Below are 19,279 nucleotides of genomic sequence, written 5' to 3'. Positions count from 1 at the left end.
GGCGACGGGTGAAGCGCCGAGTCTAGGGCAGGTTCGCGCCCAAGGAAAGCGGACCCAGCCCCGCAAGCGTCTGGCGCGGGGCGGCAATCCGGGACGGCCCGGCGCGCGGTGTGGCGGGAGATGCGGGTCACTTGGTCATCCGGCCCCCGGCCAGCGCGCCCGGATCGGCCGCGCCGACGACCTCGTGACCCGCCACCGCTAGCCCCATGCGCCTGCAAACGGCCTCGGACGGCGCATTCCCACGCGCGACGCCTGTCATGAACCGGCTGAGTTCGAAGCGCCGCGCCATCTCGAGCATCGCGTGCGCCCCGAGGATGAGCGCCAGCCGCTCGCCGCGTCGCGCGGGATCGGTGGCAAGCATCCCCCACCACGCCTGCCCGCCGCAGGTCGGATGGTCGGGATGCGCATAAGCGGCCGAGGCGGCGCATGACATCACCGCGCCCGCGCCGTCGACCGCCGCGACGCAGATCGCGGGCCCGGCGGCCCCGCGCATCACGTCGCCGCTGAGCGGAAGCACGCCGCAGCCGAGGGCCATCGCGGCGAACGACGCCACGGTCCCTGGCGCGGTCGCGGCATCGAGCGTCACGAGGGTCAGGTCGTCCGGCAGTTCGTGGCGGGCGACCACGTCCCGGGCGGCTTCCAGGGCGTCTGCGCCGCCCTCCCACGTGTCGTAGCGCACCGGCACGAAGCCCCGCGCCGTCAGGTCGCCCGCAATCGCGGCGGCATCGTCGGTCGGCACGGCCGCGTAACTGGCATTGCCCTGCACCCGGATCAGCGCCGAGAGGCGGTCGAGATCGCCATCCTCGGGGGTCATGAGGCCGACCGTCCGTCCGTAGTAGCTGTAGCGCGGATCGCCCGCCACGAGCTCGGCCATCGCGCGGCCCCGGCGCAGTAGCGCGCGCTGCTCGTCCGTCCCGAAGACCTCGTGATCCGTCATCGTCGGGTGCGACGCGCGGCGACGTTCGCCGCGCGTGCGTCCGTCACTCGGCGGCCATCTGCGGCGCGGCCTTGGCCAGCGCCTGGTCCAGATCGGCGATCAGGTCGTCGGCATCCTCGATCCCGATCGAGACGCGCACCACGTCCGGTCCCGCGCCCGCCGCGGCCTGCTGCTCGGGCGAGAGCTGCCGGTGGGTGGTCGAGGCCGAGTGGATGACGAGGCTGCGCGTGTCGCCCAGATTGGCGACGTGGCTGAAGATCTCGACGCTGTCGACGAACTTGACGCAGGCGTCGTAGCCACCCTTGAGCGCGAAGGTGAACAGCCCGCCCGCGCCCTTGGGACAGACCTTCTTCGCGAGGTCGTGATAGGGCGAGGACGCGAGACCGGCATAGGTGACGTGTTCGACCGCCGGGTGCTGCTCCAGCCAGCCCGCGACCTTCTCGGCATTGGCGACGTGGCGGTCCATCCTGAGCGACAGCGTCTCGGTCCCCATCAGCGTGTAATGCGCCGCCTGGGGGTTCATGGTCATCCCGAGGTCGCGCAGGCCGATGGCGATGCCGTGGAAGGTGAAGGCCAGCGCGCCGAAGGTCTCGTGGAAGCGCAAGCCGTGATAGGCGGGCTCGGCCTCGGAGAGGGACGGGAACTTGCCCGATTTGGACCAGTCGAACTTGCCCGAATCCACGACGCAGCCGCCGGTGACGGTGCCGTTGCCGGTTAGGTACTTGGTGGTCGAATGGACGACCAGCGTGGCCCCGTGTTCGATCGGGCGCACGAGGTAGGGGGTCGCGGTGGTGTTGTCGATGATGAGCGGCAGGCCCGCGTCGTCGGCGACCTTGGCGATGGCGTCGATATCCATGATCCAGCCGCCGGGATTGGCGATCACCTCGCCGAAGACCGCGCGGGTGTCGTCGTCGATGGCGTCGGCCACGGCCTTCGGATCGTCGAAATCGACGAACTTGGCCGACCAGCCGAAGCGCTTGATGGTCTGGCTGAACTGCGTGACCGTGCCGCCGTAGAGCCGGGTCGAGGCGACCACGTTGCAGCCCGGCTGCATCAGCGGGAAGAGCGCCATGATCTGCGCCGCGTGCCCCGAAGAGCAGCAGACCCCGCCGACGCCGCCCTCTAGCGTGGCGATCCGCTCCTGCAACACGGCGACGGTCGGGTTCGTCAGCCGCGAGTAGATGTAGCCCACCTCCTGCAGGTTGAAGAGTGCTGCGGCGTGTTCGGCATCGCGGAACACGTAGGCGGTGGACTGGTAGATCGGCGTCTGCCGCGCGCCTGTGGCCGGGTCTGGCCGGGCGCCGGCATGGACCTGCAGGGTGTCGAAGCCGTATTGGCGTGTCTCGGTCATGGCGTGTCCTCGGGTTCGTGCGTCGCGCGCGAGGATACGCCGCCCCGGCGGGCGGGGCCAGCGCATAGCATCGGTGGGGGCCGCGGACGGATCTCAGGGACGACGCGCCGCGAGGACCTCCTGCGGGACCAGGGCGTTGCGCAGCGCGACGTTGACCACAAAGTTGGAGCGGAACTCCGCCGCGGAGAGGGCCGCGTCGCCGTCGAGATCGGCATAGGCATGCGACTCGACCATCGCGGTCTCGAACTCCGCCGCGTCGATCCCCTGGCTGCCATCCCGGTCGAAGAGGTCGAACACCATCCCCATCGCCGCCTCGTAGCCCTGCGTGCGGCCCCGGAACGCGGCCATCTCGGCCAGCCCGAACTCCCAACCGAGGAACTCGACGCGGGTCAGCCCGTCCGAGCCGTCGGCGTCGATGGAGGGGAAGATCTCGGCCGCCGCCCCCTGCAACTCGTCCAGCGAGATGCGGGCGTCGCCGTCGACATCCATCTCGGCGGCCAGCGACTCGATCTGGGCGCGGGCGGCGTCGACGGTGGCCGAGGCGGGAACGGTCTCCTGTGCGATGGCCGACGTGGCGGCGAGGACGGTCGCGAGGGCGGGCAGGGCGAGGCGGATCATGGCGGGCCTTTCGGGCTGGTTCCCGCGCAATCTAAACCAATCGGTTCAGTTGGCAAGCCCCGGCCCGCGCGGCCCCGCCGCCCTTGACCCCCGCAGGCAGGACCGTATGACGAAGACCGACGGACACGCGGAAGGAACCACCATGGCCGGATTGCTCAAACGCCTCGTGACGTGGTGGGACGGCCAATCCATCGGCACGCAGCTCTTCACTGCGCGCTTCGGCACCCGCGTCGGCGAGGATGAGCAGGGAAACGTCTATTACCGCAACTCCGACGCCACCCGCCGCTGGGTGATCTATGCCGGCGACAACGATGCGACGCGCGTCGGGCCGGACTGGTATGGCTGGCTGCATTTCACGCTGCCGAAGCCCCCGACCGAGATGCCGATGGTCCACAAGGCCTGGGAAGCGCCGCACCAGCCGAACCTGACCGGCTCGGAGGGCGCGTTCCTGCGGCAGGGCTCGCTGCGGCGCGCGGACGTCAAGCCGCAGACCGATTACGAGGCGTGGAGCCCGGAATGACCCGCGTCGCCGGGGTCTTTCTCGCCCTGTCGCTGGCCTTGACCGGGATTGCCGAGGCGCAGGCCGTGCGCACGAGCACCGGCATGGGCGCGGTGCTCCGGACGCTGGACAAGGTCTCGGGCGAGGTGATCGACGTCGAGATGGCCAGCGGCCAGACGATGGCTTACGGCCCGCTCCAGGTGACGCTGCATGAATGCCGCTTTCCGTCGGCGAATCTCTCCGGCGATGCGTTCGGCCTGATCCAGGTGGTCGATGCGCGCGCGGTCGAGGAGCTGTTCGCGGGCTGGATGGTCGCGTCCTCGCCGGGGCTGAATGCGCTGGAACACCGGCGCTACGACGTCTGGCTCCTGAGGTGCATCACTGCCGAGGACTGAGGCACCGGACCCCGAAGCCGCGCGCCCCCCGACAGCGCCTGCCGCAGCCGCGCGTGATAGGTCGCGCGCGGGATCTCGACCGCGCCCAGCCGCGCCAGGTGGTCGGTCAGGAACTGCGTATCGAACAGCGTGAACCCGTCCCGCCGCAGCATCGCCACCGCGTAGGCCAGCGCCACCTTCGAGGCGTCGCGCGCGCGGCTGAACATCGACTCGCCGAAGAACGCGGCCCCGAGCGTCACGCCGTAGACCCCGCCGGCGAGCTGGCCGCCCTTCCAGACCTCGATGCTGTGCGCGTGCCCGCCGCGGTGAAGCTGGGCGTAGAGCCGTGCGATCTCGGGGTTGATCCAGGTCTCGTCGCGGTCGGCGCAGCCCGCGAGCACGCCGTCGAAGGCGGCGTCGAGCGTGACCTCGAACCGGCCCGACCGGATTACCTTGCCGAGGCTGCGCGACAGCCGGAAGCCGTCCAGCGGCAGCACGCCGCGCAGGGTGGGATCGACCCAGAAGATGTCGGGATCGTCGCGGCTCTCGGCCATGGGGAAGACGCCGGACGCATAGGCCATCAGCAGCGTCTCTGCGGTCAGGTGGGGCGTGTCGCGCGGCATGGGCCCAAGCTAGGGGCTTGGCCCCGCGACGTGAAGACCCCGGACCTCAGGCGAGGTTCCGGTCGAGCCATTTCTCCAGCCAGTGGATCGTGTAGTCGCCCGATTGCACGTCCGGGTCCTCGACCAGCTCGCGGAAAAGCGGGATCGTGGTGTCGATGCCGTCGATGATCAGCTCGCCCAGGCTGCGGCGCAGGCGGGCCAGCGCCTCGTCCCGGTCGCGGCCATGGACGATCAGCTTGCCGATCAGCGAGTCGTAATAGGGCGGGATTCGGTAACCGTCATAGAGCGCGCTATCCATCCGCACGCCGAGGCCGCCGGGCGCGTGGTACTGCGTGATCGTGCCGGGCGAGGGCGAGAAATTCGGGAGCTTCTCGGCGTTCAGGCGGACCTCGATCGCGTGGCCGTTGATCGTCAGGTCCTCCTGCTGGAAGGACATCGGCAGGCCCGAGGCGACGCGGATCTGCTCGCGCACGAGATCGACGCCGAAGATCGCCTCGGTCACCGGGTGCTCGACCTGAAGGCGGGTGTTCATCTCGATGAAATAGAACTCGCCGTTCTCGTAGAGGAACTCGATCGTGCCGGCGCCGGCATAGTTGATCTTGGCCACGGCCTCGGCGCAGGTGCGGCCGATCTCGGCGCGCTGCTCGGGCGTGATCGAAGGGCCGGGGGCCTCCTCGAAGACCTTCTGGTGGCGACGCTGGAGGCTGCAATCCCGCTCGCCCAGATGGACGGCGCGCCCCTTGCCGTCGCCGAACACCTGCACCTCGATATGGCGGGGCGTTCCGAGATACTTCTCGAGATAGACCTCGTCATTGCCGAAGGCGGACTTGCCCTCGGCGCGCGCGGTGCGGAAGGCGGTCTCGAGCTCGGCCGCGGATTTGGCGAGCTTCATGCCGCGCCCGCCGCCGCCCGCGGTGGCCTTGATGATGACCGGGTAGCCGATCTCGGCGGCGACGGTCTGCGCGGTCTCGTAGTCGGGGACGCCGCCCTCGGAGCCGGGGACGCAGGGCACGCCCAGCGCCTTCATCGTGTCCTTGGCGGTGATCTTGTCGCCCATGATGCGGATATGCTCGGCCGTGGGGCCGATGAAGGTGATGCCGTGATCCTCCAGCACCTGCACGAAGGCCGCGTTCTCCGACAGGAAACCGTAGCCGGGATGGATCGCCTCGGCGCCGGTGATCTCGCAGGCCGAGACGATGGCCGGGACCGAGAGATAGGACAGGTTGCCGGGCGCGGGGCCGATACAGATCGACTCGTCGGCCATGCGGACATGCATCGCGTCGGCATCGGCGGTGGAATGGACGGCGACGGTGGCCACGCCCATTTCGCGGGCGGCGCGGACGACGCGGAGCGCGATCTCGCCCCGGTTCGCGATCAGGATTTTCTTGAACATGGGCGGGGCTCCTCAGCCGAGGATGACCAGGGGGGCACCGTATTCGACGGGCGCGCCATCCTCGACGAGGATGCGCTTGACCTTGCCCGCGCGGGGGCTCGGGATCTGGTTCATGGTCTTCATCGCTTCGACGATCAGGATCGTCTGGCCTTCGGACACGGTGTCGCCGACCTGCACGAAATTCGCGGCTCCGGGCTCGGGCGAGAGGTAGCAGGTGCCGACCATCGGCGAGGTGATCGCGCCGGGGTCCTGCGCAGGATCGTCCTGTGCCGCGGCGGGTGCGGCGGCAGGGGCGGCCGGCGCGGCGGGGGCTGCGGCGGCAGGCGCCGGGGCCGGGGCGGCGGGGGCCGGCGCGGGGGCGGCGGTCATCTGCCGGGCGACGCGCACGTTGAGGGCGTCGTCCTCGCCATATTCGCGGCTGACTTCGAGCTCCGTGAGGTCGTTCTCGCGCAGAAGTTCTGCCAGCGCCTTGATGAAGGCGACGTCGCCATCATGGGATTTGGTCATTACCGTCCTCGCAGCCTGTTTTCGCGGCTTTACCGTTTTCGCGGCGCGAGGGAAAGCGTCGTGATCCGGATGGAGGCGCGGGGACGCGCGCGTCAGGCGTACATCACGGCACGGAGTTCGGCGACGCCGGCCAGCATCATGACGGACGCGGTCTGCGGCGGATAGGGCGGCGGGCCGAGCACGGCGAGGATGGCGCGTCGTGCAGCGCGCGCATCGGCAAGCGCGTCGCGCGCGGCCCGTGCGAGGTCGGCACCGGTGCCCGCTTCGGCCACGGGCGGATCGCGGCGTCGGGCGGTGTCGGTGCGGGCCGCGGGCTGTGCCTCGGGCGGGGGCGGCGGGGTCGGCAGCGCCGCGCCGGGATCCAGCCCGGCAAAGGCCGGGGGCATGGCGGGAGCGGTCATCACGTCGGGCATGGTCGGACCTCCGATCTCGAACCATTGGGCAAGCGTCATGATCCGGCCATCGGTCTTGCCAAACCGTTAACGCGGCCCGGCATTCCGCCGGACCGGTTAACGTCCGTGCCCCGGATCGGCCGGGGAGGGGTGGGTGCGGTCCGGCGTCAGCTCCGGTTCATCCGGTTCTCGATCAGGTCGTCCACAACCGACGGGTCGGCCAAGGTCGAGGTGTCGCCCAGCGCGCCGAAATCGTCCTCGGCGATCTTGCGCAGGATGCGGCGCATGATCTTGCCCGAGCGGGTCTTCGGCAGGCCCGGCGCCCATTGGATCAGGTCCGGCTTGGCGATCGGCCCGATCTCGGAGCGGACCCAGTCGGACAGCGTCTTGCGCAGCTCCTCAGACGGCTCCTCGCCGCCCATGAGGGTGACATAGGCATAGATTCCCTGACCCTTCACCGGATGCGGGTAGCCGACGACGGCGGCTTCGGCGACGGTGGAATGGGCGACGAGCGCGCTTTCGACCTCGGCGGTGCCCATGCGGTGGCCGGAGACGTTGATGACGTCGTCGACGCGGCCGGTGATCCAGTAGTAGCCGTCCGCGTCGCGGCGGCAGCCGTCGCCGGTGAAGTAGTAGTTCTTGTAGTCGGCGAAATAGGTCTTCTCGAACCGCTCGTGATCGCCCCAGACGGTGCGCATCTGGGCGGGCCAGCTGTCCTTGATGCAGAGGACGCCCTCGGCGGCCGTCTCGTGGATCTCCTCGCCGGTGGTCGGCTCGAGGATGACCGGCTGGACGCCGAAGAACGGCAGCGTGGCCGAGCCGGGCTTGGTCGCGGTGGCACCAGGCAGGGGGGTCAGCAGGTGGCCGCCGGTCTCGGTCTGCCACCAGGTGTCGACGATGGGGCAGTTCCCCTTGCCGACGACGTCGTTGTACCAGTTCCACGCCTCGGGATTGATGGGCTCGCCCACGGTGCCGAGGATGCGCAGGCTCGACAGGTCGTGCTTCTCGACGGGCTCGCGCCCCTTGCCCATCAACGCGCGGATGGCGGTGGGGGCGGTGTAGAACTGGTTCACGGAATGCTTGGCGCAGACCTCCCAGAAGCGGCCCGCGTCGGGATAGGTGGGAACGCCCTCGAACATCACGGTGGTGGCGCCGTTGGCGAGGGGGCCGTAGACGATGTAGCTGTGTCCGGTGACCCAGCCCACGTCGGCGGTGCACCAGAAGACCTCGCCGTCCTTGTAGTCGAACGTGTATTGATGGGTCATCGACGCGTAGACGAGATAGCCGCCGGTCGTGTGGACGACGCCCTTGGGCTGTCCGGTCGAGCCGGAGGTGTAGAGGATGAAGAGCGTGTCCTCGGCGGCCATTTCTTCCGGGGTGCAGTCATCCGAAACGCCCTCCAGCTCCTCGTGCAGCCAGTGGTCGTTCTGGGGCCGGATCGCGACCTGCTGGCCGGTGCGGCGCACGACGAGGCATTTGACGTCGTCGTCGCAGTGGATCAGCGCCTGGTTCACCGCGTCCTTGAGGTTGGTGACACGGCCGCCGCGCGGGGCGCCGTCTGCGGTGATGACGACCTTGGCGTCGCAGCCCTGCACGCGGGCGGCGAGCGCGTCCGCCGAGAAGCCGGCGAAGACGATCGAATGCACCGCGCCGATCCGGGCGCAGGCGAGCATCGCGTAGGCCGCCTCGGGGATCATCGGGAGATAGAGGACGACGCGGTCGCCCTTGGTCACGCCGAGGTTCTTGAGGACGTTGGCCATGCGGCAGACATGACCGTGGAGCTCGGAATAGGTGATGTGGAGCGCGTCGTCCTTGGGGTCGTCCGGCTCCCAGATGATGGCGGTCTGGTCGCCCCGGTCCGCGAGATGGCGGTCGATGCAGTTGGCGGCGACGTTGAGCGTGCCGTCCTCGAACCACTTGATCGAGACGTGGCCGGGCGCGAAGGACGTGTCCTTGACGCGCGTGAAGGGCTCTATCCAGTCGACGCGCTTGCCGTGCTCGGCCCAGAACGCCTCGGGATCCTCGACGGAGGCCTTGTACATCGCGTCGTAGGTGGCGCGGTCGGCATGAGCGTTCGCGGCCATCTCGTCCGAAGGCGGGTAGAGCGGGGTTTTGTCGTCGAGCATGGGGTCCTCCTTCGCCCGGTGGGGCGGCGTCGGCTTCGGGAAAATGGTGTCGCGCGGCCCGGACGGGGCCGTGCGGGGATCAAATGGCGAGATATTCGGCGCGCAGGTCCGCGTTGCCCAGCACCTCGGCCGCGGTGCCGTCGAAGACGACGCCGCCCGTGTCGAGGATGACGGCGCGGTCCGAGAGTTCCAGCGCGCGCACGGCATTCTGTTCGACGAGGATCGTCGTCATGCCGAGCTTGCGGACCTCGTGGAGCGTCTTCTCGATCTCGTCGACGATGACCGGGGCGAGGCCCTCGTAGGGCTCGTCGAGCAGGAGGAGCTTGACGTCGCGGGCCAGCGCGCGGGCGATGGCCAGCATCTGCTGTTCGCCGCCCGAAAGGGTCACGCCCTCCTGCTTGCGGCGCTCGCCCAGCTTGGGGAAGAGCTCGTAGAGGCGCTCCAGCGACCAGCCGATCGGCGGCGCGATCTGCGCCAGCTTGAGGTTCTCCTCGACGGTGAGGCCGGGGATGATGCGACGATCCTCGGGCACGAGGCCGAGCCCGGCCTGAGAGGCTTCATGCGCCGACATTGTGTGCAGCGGCTGGTGGTCGAGCCAGATCTCGCCCCGGCGCAGATCGGGATTGGAGAGCCGGGCACAGGTCCGGAGCGTCGAGGTCTTGCCCGCGCCGTTGCGGCCGAGAAGGGCCAGGATCTCGCCCTCGTGGACGTTGAAGCTGACGCCTTGGACGATGTAGCTCTCGCCGTAATAGGCGTGGACGTCGTGGACGCTGAAATAGGCGGGCGCGGTGGCGGCCTGGTTTCCGTGGCGGGTGAAGTCGGGTTTGACGTTCATGGGATGGACCTCCGTCAGTGGGTGGAGGACTCGCCCAGATACGCTTCGCGCACCTTGGGGTGTCCCTTGATCTTGTCGGGCGTGTCCTCGACCAGCGGCGTGCCCTGGGCCAGCACGGTGATCCGCTCGGCGAGGCTGAAGACGACGTGCATGTCGTGCTCGATGATGGCGATTGTGATGGGCCGGGTGTCCTTGATCTGCTTCAAGAGGTCGATCGTGTTGTTGGTGTCGGCCCGCGCCATACCCGCCGTCGGCTCGTCCAGCAGAAGGAGCCGCGGCTCCTGCGCGAGGCACATGCCGATCTCGAGACGCCGCTTGTCGCCGCGTGACATCGAGGCCGCGTGCATGTGGCGCTTGTCGGCCATGTTCATGTCCTCGAGCATGGCCTGCGCGCGGTCCACGATCTCGCCGTCCTTCATCATGTTGCGATAGCCATGGAGGGCGAAGGTCCCGTCGCGCTTGGCGAGGCACGGGATCATCATGTTCTCCTGCACGGTCAGGTCGCCGAAGATCTCGGGCGTCTGGAACACGCGCGAGATGCCCATCTGGTTGATCTCGTAAGGCTTGCGCCCGAGGACCGACTGGCCCTCGAAGCTGACCGATCCGGTGTCGGGGATCAGCTTGCCCACGAGGCAGTTCAGCAGAGTCGACTTGCCCGCCCCGTTGGGGCCGATGATCGCGTGGACCGTCTGTTCGGGGATGCTGAGATTGACGTCCGACAGCGCCTGGAGACCTCCGAACCGCTTGCCGACGTTCTTGACTTCGAGAATGCCCATGGATCAGTCCTCCGCGGCTTTGCGTTGCTCGGCGGCCGGCCCCTCGACGGGATCGGCGTTCTTGTCGCGGCGGAACACGGTGGCCAGCTTCTGGCCGCCCTGCACCAGTCCGCCGGGCAGGAAGATCACGACCGCCATGAAGAGGAGGCCCAGCGTCAGGTGCCAGCCCTTGCCCACGAAGGGATAGATGATGGCAACCATGGCGTTCTCCAGCCCGTCGGGCATGAAGGCGAACCAGCCGTGCAGCGTGCTTTCGTTGATGGTCGAGACGATGTTCTCGAAATACTTGATGAAGCCCGCGCCCAGCACCGGCCCGATCAGGGTGCCCGCGCCGCCGAGGATGGTCATCAGCACGACTTCGCCCGAGGCGGTCCAGAACATGCGCTCGGCGCCGACCTGGGTGTCCATCGCGACCAGCAGCCCGCCCGCGAGGCCCGCATACATCCCCGAGATCACGAAGGCCGCGAGCGTGTAGGGCTTGGGGCTGATGCCGGTGTAGTTCAGGCGGTTCTGGTTGGACTTCACGGCCCGCAGCATCATCCCGAAGGGCGAGCGGAAGATGCGGATCGAGAGGTAGAACGCCACGAGCATCAGCGCACCGGCGAGGTAGTAGCCGACGTTGAGCGTGAAGGTCCACGCGCCGAAGCGCAGGTTCGTGCTCGACGCCATGTCGACGCCGAAGAGGTTGGCGCGGGGCGTCACACCCGGCGGCAGGTCGCCGTCGAGGATGCGCGGGTCGAAATACTTGAGCTGGAGCCCGGTCTCGCCGCCGGTGATCGGCGTCAGGACCGAGTAGGCCAGCGCAAACGACATCATCGCGAAGGCCAGCGTCAGGATCGAGAAGTAGATCCCCGAGCGCCGCAGCGAGATGAAGCCGACGATCGCCGCGAAGAGGCCGGCCACCACGATCGACACGATGATCGACGGGATGACGTTGAGCGTCAGCAGCTTCATCGCCCAGATGCCCGCATAGGAGCCGACCCCGAGAAAGGCCGCGTGTCCGAAGGAGAGGTAGCCCGTCAGGCCGAAGAGGATGTTGAAGCCGATCGCGAAGATCCCGAAGATCACGAAGCGCTGCATCAGGTCCGGATAGCCCGCGTTGAACTGGGCCATGGCCGACCCGTCGGGGAACGGGTTGAGGATGAAGGGCGCGAAGATCGTCAGCACGACCACGAAGGCGAAGAGGACGAAATCCTTCCGGGTGAGCCCGAGGACGCCGCCCTGGCTGTCGCGGCGGGTCTGGGCGGCGGGGACGTTGCCCGCGGGGGCCTGGGTTGTCTGGTCGGTCATGGGATTAATCCTCCATCACGCCCTTGCGGCCCATGAGGCCACGCGGACGGGTCAGCAGCACGATGATGGCCACGAGGTAGATGACGATCTGGTTGATGCCGGGCAGCACGTCGAGCACTTCGGTCATGGACGCGAAGGCCTCGATGATCCCCAGAAGGAACCCCGCGAGGACGGCGCCCGGTAGCGAGCCCATTCCGCCGACGACGACCACCACGAAGCTGAGGACGAGGAAGTCCATGCCCATGTGGTAGTTTGGAGAGTTGATGGGCGTGTACATCACTCCGGCGAGTCCTGCGACGGCGGCGGCGATGCCGAACATGATCGTGAAGCGCCGGTCGATGTCGATGCCCAGCAGGGTCACCGTCTCGCGGTCGGCCATGCCGGCGCGGACGACCATGCCGAAGGTGGTGAACTGCAGGAAGGCGAAGACGGCGGCGATGATGACGGCGGCGAAGAGGAAGTAGATCAGGCGCCAGTAGGGATAGACGATGCCGCCCGGATCGAAGCCCAGCATCACGCCGAAGTCGAACGAGCCGACGAAGGCGTCGGGGGCGGGGGTCGGGATCGGGTTGGCGCCGTAGAAGTACTTGATGATCTCCTGCAGCACGATGGCGAGGCCGAAGGTCACGAGGATCTGGTCGGCATGGGGGCGCTTGTAGAAGTGGCGGATCAGGCCGCGCTCCATCGCGACGCCGATGCCGATCATCACGGGGATCGCCATCAGGATCGAGAGCGGGACCGCCCAGTCGATGATCGCGTCCCCGGCGGCTTGTCCGAAGATGTCGTAGATATAGGGGACCTCGACCTGAAGCGGGTTGCCGAGGAAGTCGGTCCGCGTCTCGTCGACGACGGAATGCGAGACCTGCAGCAGCCGCGAAAAGGTCACGGCGCAGAACGCGCCGAGCATGAAGAGCGCCCCGTGGGCGAAGTTCACGACACCGAGCGTGCCGAAGATGAGGGTCAGGCCGAGGGCGATCAGCGCGTAGGCGGATCCCTTGTCCAGACCGTTCAGGACTTGAAGGATGATGGCTTCCATGGCGGCGGCCCCCGGTTCAGGCGTTCAGGTCGCCTCCGGGCCCGGGCAGGGCGCGTCGGCGGATGGATGGGGTGGATGTCGCCGGGCCCCGCGCGGGGCCCGGCGACGCGAGGCGATCAGGCGCCCGGGTTGCAGGTTCCCAGCGACCCGCCCGCGAATTGCGGGTGATCGGGGGCGTAGGTGACCTGGTCGACCGGGGTGACCTCGACGATCTCCACGAGATCGAACTCGTTCTCCGGGTTCTCCTTGCCGCGCACCACGACCACGTCCTTGAAGCACTGGTGGTCTTCGGCGCGGTAGAGAGTCGGGCCGTTGCCGAGACCGTCGAACTCGTAACCCTCAAGGGCTTCGACGACGGCGCAGGGGTTGAACGAGCCGGCACGGGTGACCGCATCCGCATAGAGCAGCGTCTGCACATAGCAGGTATGGGCCGCCTGCGACGGCGGGAAGCCGTACTTGGTGCCGAAGGACTGCACGAAGGCATTGGTGCCCGAGTAGCGGTCGCCCAGCTGGTTCTCGAGCTTCCAGTCCCAGTTCTGCGAGCCGAGGATGCCGGCGATGTTCTCGCCCGCACCACGGGCCATCAGCTCGGAATAGAGCGGCACGACGATCTCGAACTGCTTGCCGCCGACTTCGCGGGCACGCAGGCCGAACTGGACGGCGTTGGTCAGCGAGTTGACCATGTTGCCGCCGTAGTGGTTCAGCACGAGCACGTCGGCATCGGACTGGAGCACCGGCGCGATGTAGGACGAGAAGTCCGTCTGCGTCAGCGGGGTCAGCACGGTGTTCACCGTCTCCCAGCCGAGGGCTTCCGTGGATTCGCGCACGGCCTGCTCGGTGGTGTAGCCCCAGTTGTAGTCGGCCGTCAGGTGATAGGCCTTCCGGTCGTTGCCGTATTGCGCGGCGAGGATCGGGGCGAGGGCGGCGCCGGACATGTAGGAGTTGAAGAAGTGGCGGAAGCCATTGGCCTTTTTGTCCTTGCCGGTGGTGTCGTTGGCGTGCGTGAGGCCCGCCATGAAGATGATGCCGGCCTCCTGGCAGAGCGCCTGCACGGCCACGGCCACGCCCGAGGACGAGCCGCCGGAGATCATGATCGCGCCTTCGCGCTGGATCATCGACTGGGCGGACGCGCGGGCGGCGTCGGACTTGGTCTGGGTGTCGCCGGTGACGAACTCGACCCGCTTGCCCATGATGCCGGTGCCGTCGAGGACCTTCGACGAGAAGGTCGACAGCATGCCGCCGTCGCCGCCGCCGTTGAGGTGCTCCACGGCCAGCTCGAACGCACGCAGCTCGTCGGCGCCCTCGTCGGCATAGGGGCCGGACTGGGGCACGTTGAAGCCGAGCGTCACGGTGTCGCCCTGCGGCGCATTGGTGAAGCCGGTATGGCCGTCAGCCCAGACGGCCGAGGTGAAGATCGTCGGAGCGGCGAGGCCGGCACCGGCGACGGCACCCGACTTCATCACACCGCGACGGGTGAGATTCGATTTGGTCATTGAGACCCTCCCTTATGGTGTCACCCGCGTCCTCTCCCTGGTCGCGGGGCGGTCCGGTCGCATTGACCGGGTGGCCGCAGTATCGGGGCAGAGGTGAAAATGGTTCAACAAGTCTTACGGTGGTCGCGAAAATCTTGTAAATAAATCGACAGGCGCATGGCGCGTTTTGTAAATCCATCGACGCGCGCGCGCAGCATCGCGGGTTCGCGTCCGCAGCAACCGCATGGAGTCAGAGGCTTGGACGGCACCCGGCAGGACCCGCGCGCATTGCCCACCGGCCTGCGCGTCCGCGAGCGGCGCTTGGCCGAGGGCATCAAGCAGGCGCATCTGGCGCGCGCGGCGGGCATCTCGCCCAGCTACCTCAACCTGATCGAGCACAATCGCCGCCCGATCGGCGGCGGTCTTCTGGGGCGGCTGGCCGATGCGCTGGGGGTCGATCGCGCGCTTCTGTCCGAGGACGGGGACGTTGTGCTGACGGGTGCGCTGCGCGATGCGGGTGCGGGGCAGGGGATGGCGGCCGGAGCGCTGGACGAGGCGCCCGAGATCGCGCGTCGCCACCCCGACTGGGCCCGTCTGATCGCCGCGCAGGCCGAGGCGCTGGCCGCGCAGGCGCGCACCATCGAGGCGTTGTCGGACCGTCTGACCCACGACCCGAGCCTGGCCGACGCGCTGCACGAGCTGTTGACCACGGTCGCCTCGGTGCGCTCGACGGCTTCGATCCTCGCACAGACGCCCGAGATCGACCCGAACTGGCTGGGCCGCTTCCACGCCAATATCGACGAGGAGAGCCGACGGCTCGCCAGCGGCGCCGAGGCGGTGGTGGACTATTTCGACCGCGAGGCCGCGCGGGGCGACCGTCGGCTGCTGCCGGTCGAGACGGTCTCGCGCTTCCTCGACGAGAACGGGCACCGCTTCGACGCGCTGGAGACGGATGGCGCGGCCGCGATCCCGGCGCTCCTGGAAGGGATCTCGGACGGGGCGGCGCGCGAGATGGCCGAGGCGATCCTGCGCGAGGATGCCGCCGATGCCGAACGCCTGCCGCGCGCGCGGGTCGAGGCGGCGACGGATCCGTCCGACCTGATCGGGCCCGCGGGCGGTGACCTGGCCTTGGTTCTGCGCCGGATGGGTGTCGTGCATCGGGGCGCGGGCCTCGTGATCTGCGACGCAGCGGGCGCGATGATGCGGCGCAAGCCCGCCGCGGGCTTTCCGCTGCCGGTGATGGGGGCGGGCTGCCCGCTCTGGCCGGTCTACGTCGCGTTGGCGCAGCCCGGCCGCCCGGTGGTCGAGGCGATCGCCACGCCCGACGGCGCGGTCTGGCAGGCGCATGCCGTCGCCGAGGCGCGCGCGCCCGTGTCCTTCGGCGACCCGCCGGTGCTGCGCGCGACGATGCTGCTGACCCGTGCCAGCGGCCCGGGCCGCGCCCGTCCGGTGGGTCCGGGCTGCCGGACCTGCCCGCGCACGACCTGCGCCGCGCGCCGCGAGCCGTCGGTCCTGTCGCAGGCGGCGACGGCGGGCGAGCCGTGACGCTTCGAGGACTGGACAGGCCCGCGCCCTGCGGGCCATCCTGACGCTTCGACGACCGGAGGGGAGGCCGGGCGCCATGAGGGATGACGAGACCGCCGCGCCGGAGCCGCGCCGCGTCCTTCTGATCGAGGACGAGGCCAATATCGCTACGGCCATCGCCTTCATCCTGCAGCGCGACGGCTGGCGGGTGTCGACCCATTCCGACGGGGCGACCGCACTGGACGCGGTGGCGCGCGCACCTTGGGACGTCGTGGTGCTCGACGTGATGCTGCCGGGGCAATCGGGGTTCGACGTGCTGGCCGCGATCCGGGCGGGCGAGCGCGCGGGCATCGACCCCGCGCTGCCGGTGCTGATGCTGACCGCCAAGGGGCAGGTGAAGGACCGTGAGCGGGCCGAGGCGCTGGGCGTCAGCCGCTTCATGACCAAGCCCTTCTCGAACCAGGACCTGCTGGCCGCGATCCGCAGCCTCGCCGGGGCCGCCGCGTGAACGGGCTGCGCGACGCGATGCGGCCCGCCCCCGACGGGATGACCCCGGCGGCGAGTGCGGCGCAACGGCGCGCGCGGCGGCGCGCCCGGACGGCGGATGCGGCGCGGCTCCTGCCGTTTCTCGGGATCGTGCTGTTCTTTGCGCCGGATCTCGTCCTCTCGGGCCGCGTGGCGGCGGACGGGGCCTCGGCGGGCTGGCTGGGATACCTCTTCGTGGCGTGGCTTCTGCTGATCGGGCTGGGCGTCTGGATCGGGCGCCGCCACGTTGCCGACGGGACCGACACGGAGGCGGGCGGGTGACGGCGCGCGGGGGGGCGTGAACCTCTCGCTCAACCTCGTGATCGCGGTCAGCCTCGGCTATGCCGCGATCCTCTTCGCGATCGCCGCCGTGGCCGAGCGGCAGGCGGGCCGGGGCCGGGCGCGGGTGTTGCGCGGGCCGATCGTCTACACGCTCTCGCTGTCGATCTACTGCACGGCGTGGACCTTCTACGGCGCGGTCGGCTACGCGGCGCGCTCGGGCCTCGAATTCATGACGATCTACCTCGGCCCGACGCTGGTCTTCATCGGCTGGTGGTGGGTCCTGCGCAAGCTGGTGCGCGTCGGCCGGGCCGAGCGGATCACCTCGGTCGCCGACATCCTGTCGTCGCGCTACGGCAAGTCGAACCTGCTGGCGGTGCTGGTCACGGTCCTCGCGGTGGTCGGCTCGACCCCCTATATCGCGCTCCAGCTGCAATCGGTGACGCTGTCCTTCGGGGTCTTCGCCGCACCCGGCACCGAAGCCGCCGAGCTGACGGGTCTCGCCTTCTGGTCGGCGGCGGGGCTGGCGCTCTTCACGATCCTCTTCGGGACGCGCAAGCTCGATATCGGCGAGCGGCATGACGGCATCGTCAGCGCCATCGCGGTCGAGGCCATCGTCAAGCTGGCCGCGCTTCTGGCCGTCGGCGTCTTCGTGGTCTGGCGCCTGAACGACGGACCCGGCGCCATCGGCCCGGCCATCGCCGCCTCGCCGGTCTCGGACTGGACCTCGGCGCCGGGGCGGTGGACGGCGCTGATCCTCGTGTCGGGCGCGGCGGTGATCTGCCTGCCGCGCATGTTCCAGGTCATGGTGGTCGAGAACTCGGACGAGCGGCATCTCGCGACCGCGTCCTGGGCCTTCCCGCTCTACCTGCTGGCGATGTGCGTCTTCGTCGTACCGATCGCGGTTACCGGCCTCGCGCGGATGCCCGAGGGCTCGAACCCCGACCTCTTCGTGCTGACGCTGCCCCTGGCTGAAGGGCGCGACGGTCTGGCGATGCTGGCCTTTCTCGGCGGCTTCTCTTCGGCGACGTCGATGGTGATCGTGGCGTCGGTCGCGCTGGCGACGATGCTGTCGAACCACCTCGTGATGCCGCTCTGGCTGACGCTGCAGGGCAAGGGGCGCGCCTCGATCTCGGGCGACGTGCGCCACGTCGTCCTGCTGACGCGGCGGGTGTCGATCATCGCCGTGATCGCGATGGGCTACGCCTATTGGCGCGTCACCGGCGGCACGGCGGCGCTGGCCTCGATCGGCCTGATCTCGTTCCTCGGGGTTGCGCAGATCCTGCCCGCGCTCCTCTTCGGGCTGTTCTGGACGGGGGCCACGCGGTCGGGGGCGGTGGCGGGGGTTCTGGCGGGCTTCGCGGTCTGGGCCTGGGTGATGCTTCTGCCGGTGCTGATCGGGCCGATAGGCGGCGGGGCGCTGGCGCCGGACGCCCTCCTCGCGATGACGGGCGATCCGTATCTCTCGGCGCTTCTTCTGTCATGGAGCGCCAATATCCTCGCCTTCTGCGCGGTGTCGCTGGTGACGACGCCGACGGCGATGGAGCAGCTACAGGCGCCGCGCTTCGTTGGCGTGTTCGACCGGACGGTCGCGCCCAAGGGCCGGCGGGGCGGCACCGCAGGGGCGGAGGAGCTTCTGATCATGGCGCAGCGCATCCTCGGCGCGCCCGAGACGCAGGCCGTCTTCGCCGAGGAGGCCCGCGCACAGGGCCGACCGGGCGAACTGCCCGAGACGACGCCCGAGCTTCTGGAGCGGCTGGAGCGGCGGCTCTCGGGGTCGGTCGGGGCGGCGACGGCCCACGCGATGGTCTCGGGCATCGCGGGGGACGCGTCGATGTCGGTACAGGACCTGATGGCCGTGGCCGACGAGACGGCGCAGATCATGGAATACTCCGCCCGTCTCGAGGCGCAGCAGACCGAGCTGACCCGCACCGCGCGCGAGCTGCGCGAGGCAAATGACAAACTGACCGCGCTGGGGGTGCAGAAGGACGCCTTCCTCAGTCAGGTGAGCCACGAGCTGCGGACGCCGATGACCTCGATCCGTGCCTTCTCGGAGATCCTGCGCGACCCGGACGTGCCCGATGCCGAGCGGGGCCGTTACGCGGGCATCATCCTCGAGGAAAGCCGCCGCCTGACGCGGCTGCTGGACGACCTTCTGGACCTGTCGGTGCTGGAAAGCGGGCAGGTCGAGCTGAAGCCCGAGCCGGTGGACCTCGGCGACGTGATCGACCGGGCGGTGACCACCGCTGGCACCGGCGCGCGCCCGCTGGACATTCGGCGCGACCCCGCGTCCGAGCGCGTGCCGCTCCTGACCGATCCCGACCGGCTGGCGCAGGTCTTCATCAACATCATAACCAATGCGGCGAAATATTGCGACGCCGCGCGGCCCGAGCTGCGCATCACGGTGACGCGCGCGGCGGGCGCGGTCGAGGTGATGTTCGTCGACAACGGCAGCGGCATCGCGGCCGCGGACCGCGCGCTGATCTTCGAGAAGTTCACCCGCCTCTCGGACCAGGCCGCGGCGGGCAGCGCGGGGTTGGGTCTCGCCATCTGCCGCGAGGTGGTGGCGCGGCTCGGCGGCGCGATCGACTACGTTCCGGGCCGGGGCGGCGCGGCCTTCCGGGTGCGCCTGCCGGCCGCCCCCGCGATGCCCCGCGCGGCCGAATGATCCAATCCGGCAAGACGCTTTATTAACCCTTTGGCGCGAGGAAGGAGCTGACCG

The 19,279-nt window shown here is 69.3% G+C and carries 19 protein-coding genes; 6 read left to right on the top strand and 13 right to left on the bottom strand.

What is annotated here, in order from left to right; genetic code table 11:
• Nucleotides 1-127: 127 nt before the first annotated feature.
• The 3 genes from Q0833_RS11350 to Q0833_RS11340 form a co-directional block, all read right to left on the bottom strand.
• Entirely contained in the window at nt 128-937 is an 810-nt protein-coding gene (locus Q0833_RS11350; protein ID WP_298434240.1) for an N-acetyltransferase, read from the bottom strand.
• A gap of 43 nt (nt 938-980) precedes the next feature.
• A complete protein-coding gene (locus Q0833_RS11345) occupies nt 981-2,288 on the bottom strand; it encodes an O-acetylhomoserine aminocarboxypropyltransferase/cysteine synthase family protein (RefSeq protein ID WP_298434238.1) in 1,308 nt (435 codons plus the stop codon).
• 93 nt (nt 2,289-2,381) lie between these two features.
• Nucleotides 2,382-2,906: a hypothetical protein gene (locus tag Q0833_RS11340; RefSeq protein WP_298434235.1), complete on the bottom strand. Its 525-nt coding sequence runs from the start codon at nt 2,904-2,906 to the stop codon at nt 2,382-2,384.
• A 142-nt stretch (nt 2,907-3,048) separates the two neighbouring features.
• Here Q0833_RS11340 and Q0833_RS11335 point away from each other — a divergent pair, with 142 nt between their 5' ends.
• Nucleotides 3,049-3,426: an NADH:ubiquinone oxidoreductase subunit NDUFA12 gene (locus tag Q0833_RS11335; RefSeq protein WP_298434232.1), complete on the top strand. Its 378-nt coding sequence runs from the start codon at nt 3,049-3,051 to the stop codon at nt 3,424-3,426.
• Nucleotides 3,423-3,800, top strand: coding sequence for a DUF2155 domain-containing protein (locus Q0833_RS11330; RefSeq protein WP_298434229.1), 378 nt, complete (start codon nt 3,423-3,425; stop codon nt 3,798-3,800). Before Q0833_RS11335 ends, Q0833_RS11330 begins: the two co-directional genes overlap by 4 nt.
• On the opposite strand, the gene aat is transcribed toward Q0833_RS11330, so the two are convergent.
• The 10 genes from aat to Q0833_RS11280 form a co-directional block, all read right to left on the bottom strand.
• Complete coding sequence (gene aat / locus Q0833_RS11325; protein WP_298434226.1) at nt 3,758-4,402, bottom strand: leucyl/phenylalanyl-tRNA--protein transferase; 645 nt, start codon at nt 4,400-4,402, stop codon at nt 3,758-3,760. The genes Q0833_RS11330 and aat overlap by 43 nt on opposite strands.
• A gap of 46 nt (nt 4,403-4,448) precedes the next feature.
• Complete coding sequence (accC, locus tag Q0833_RS11320) at nt 4,449-5,795, bottom strand: acetyl-CoA carboxylase biotin carboxylase subunit (protein ID WP_298434223.1); 1,347 nt, start codon at nt 5,793-5,795, stop codon at nt 4,449-4,451.
• A 12-nt stretch (nt 5,796-5,807) separates the two neighbouring features.
• Nucleotides 5,808-6,302: an acetyl-CoA carboxylase biotin carboxyl carrier protein gene (accB, locus tag Q0833_RS11315; RefSeq protein WP_298434220.1), complete on the bottom strand. Its 495-nt coding sequence runs from the start codon at nt 6,300-6,302 to the stop codon at nt 5,808-5,810.
• Nucleotides 6,303-6,394: 92 nt separating this feature from the next.
• Nucleotides 6,395-6,754: a hypothetical protein gene (locus Q0833_RS11310; RefSeq protein ID WP_298434218.1), complete on the bottom strand. Its 360-nt coding sequence runs from the start codon at nt 6,752-6,754 to the stop codon at nt 6,395-6,397.
• Between the two features lie 107 nt (nt 6,755-6,861).
• Nucleotides 6,862-8,820 (bottom strand): acetate--CoA ligase, encoded by a 1,959-nt coding sequence (gene acs / locus Q0833_RS11305; protein ID WP_298434215.1) that lies wholly within the window; start codon nt 8,818-8,820, stop codon nt 6,862-6,864.
• 79 nt (nt 8,821-8,899) lie between these two features.
• Nucleotides 8,900-9,655 carry an ABC transporter ATP-binding protein gene (locus Q0833_RS11300; protein ID WP_298434212.1) on the bottom strand — a complete coding sequence of 252 codons (756 nt, stop codon included), beginning with the start codon at nt 9,653-9,655 and terminating at the stop codon, nt 8,900-8,902.
• Between the two features lie 14 nt (nt 9,656-9,669).
• Entirely contained in the window at nt 9,670-10,431 is a 762-nt protein-coding gene (locus Q0833_RS11295; RefSeq protein ID WP_298434209.1) for an ABC transporter ATP-binding protein, read from the bottom strand.
• Nucleotides 10,432-10,434: 3 nt separating this feature from the next.
• Nucleotides 10,435-11,721: a branched-chain amino acid ABC transporter permease gene (locus Q0833_RS11290; RefSeq protein ID WP_298434206.1), complete on the bottom strand. Its 1,287-nt coding sequence runs from the start codon at nt 11,719-11,721 to the stop codon at nt 10,435-10,437.
• Nucleotides 11,722-11,725: 4 nt separating this feature from the next.
• Complete coding sequence (locus Q0833_RS11285) at nt 11,726-12,757, bottom strand: branched-chain amino acid ABC transporter permease (RefSeq protein ID WP_298434203.1); 1,032 nt, start codon at nt 12,755-12,757, stop codon at nt 11,726-11,728.
• A 116-nt stretch (nt 12,758-12,873) separates the two neighbouring features.
• Nucleotides 12,874-14,250 (bottom strand): substrate-binding protein, encoded by a 1,377-nt coding sequence (locus tag Q0833_RS11280; RefSeq protein WP_298434198.1) that lies wholly within the window; start codon nt 14,248-14,250, stop codon nt 12,874-12,876.
• 237 nt (nt 14,251-14,487) lie between these two features.
• On the opposite strand from Q0833_RS11280, the gene Q0833_RS11275 reads away from it, so the two are divergent.
• From Q0833_RS11275 to Q0833_RS11260, 4 genes are all read left to right on the top strand, one after another.
• On the top strand, nt 14,488-15,774 hold the full coding sequence (locus tag Q0833_RS11275; RefSeq protein ID WP_298434195.1) for a short-chain fatty acyl-CoA regulator family protein: 1,287 nt from the start codon (nt 14,488-14,490) through the stop codon (nt 15,772-15,774).
• A gap of 76 nt (nt 15,775-15,850) precedes the next feature.
• The gene (locus Q0833_RS11270) at nt 15,851-16,261 is read left to right on the top strand and encodes a response regulator transcription factor (RefSeq protein ID WP_298434192.1); all 411 of its coding nucleotides are present in this window, start codon (nt 15,851-15,853) and stop codon (nt 16,259-16,261) included.
• Nucleotides 16,258-16,560 carry a hypothetical protein gene (locus tag Q0833_RS11265; RefSeq protein WP_298434189.1) on the top strand — a complete coding sequence of 101 codons (303 nt, stop codon included), beginning with the start codon at nt 16,258-16,260 and terminating at the stop codon, nt 16,558-16,560. The genes Q0833_RS11270 and Q0833_RS11265 overlap by 4 nt, the downstream gene beginning before the upstream one ends.
• A 16-nt stretch (nt 16,561-16,576) precedes the next feature.
• Nucleotides 16,577-19,225 carry an ATP-binding protein gene (locus Q0833_RS11260; RefSeq protein ID WP_298434186.1) on the top strand — a complete coding sequence of 883 codons (2,649 nt, stop codon included), beginning with the start codon at nt 16,577-16,579 and terminating at the stop codon, nt 19,223-19,225.
• The last annotated feature ends 54 nt before the right edge of the window (nt 19,226-19,279 follow it).

This window comes from uncultured Jannaschia sp., assembly GCF_947503795.1.
In the GTDB taxonomy this organism is placed as follows: Bacteria; Pseudomonadota; Alphaproteobacteria; order Rhodobacterales; family Rhodobacteraceae; genus Jannaschia.
Note: the sequence above shows the minus strand (reverse complement) of the source record. Positions and strands in the feature narration are given on the sequence as shown.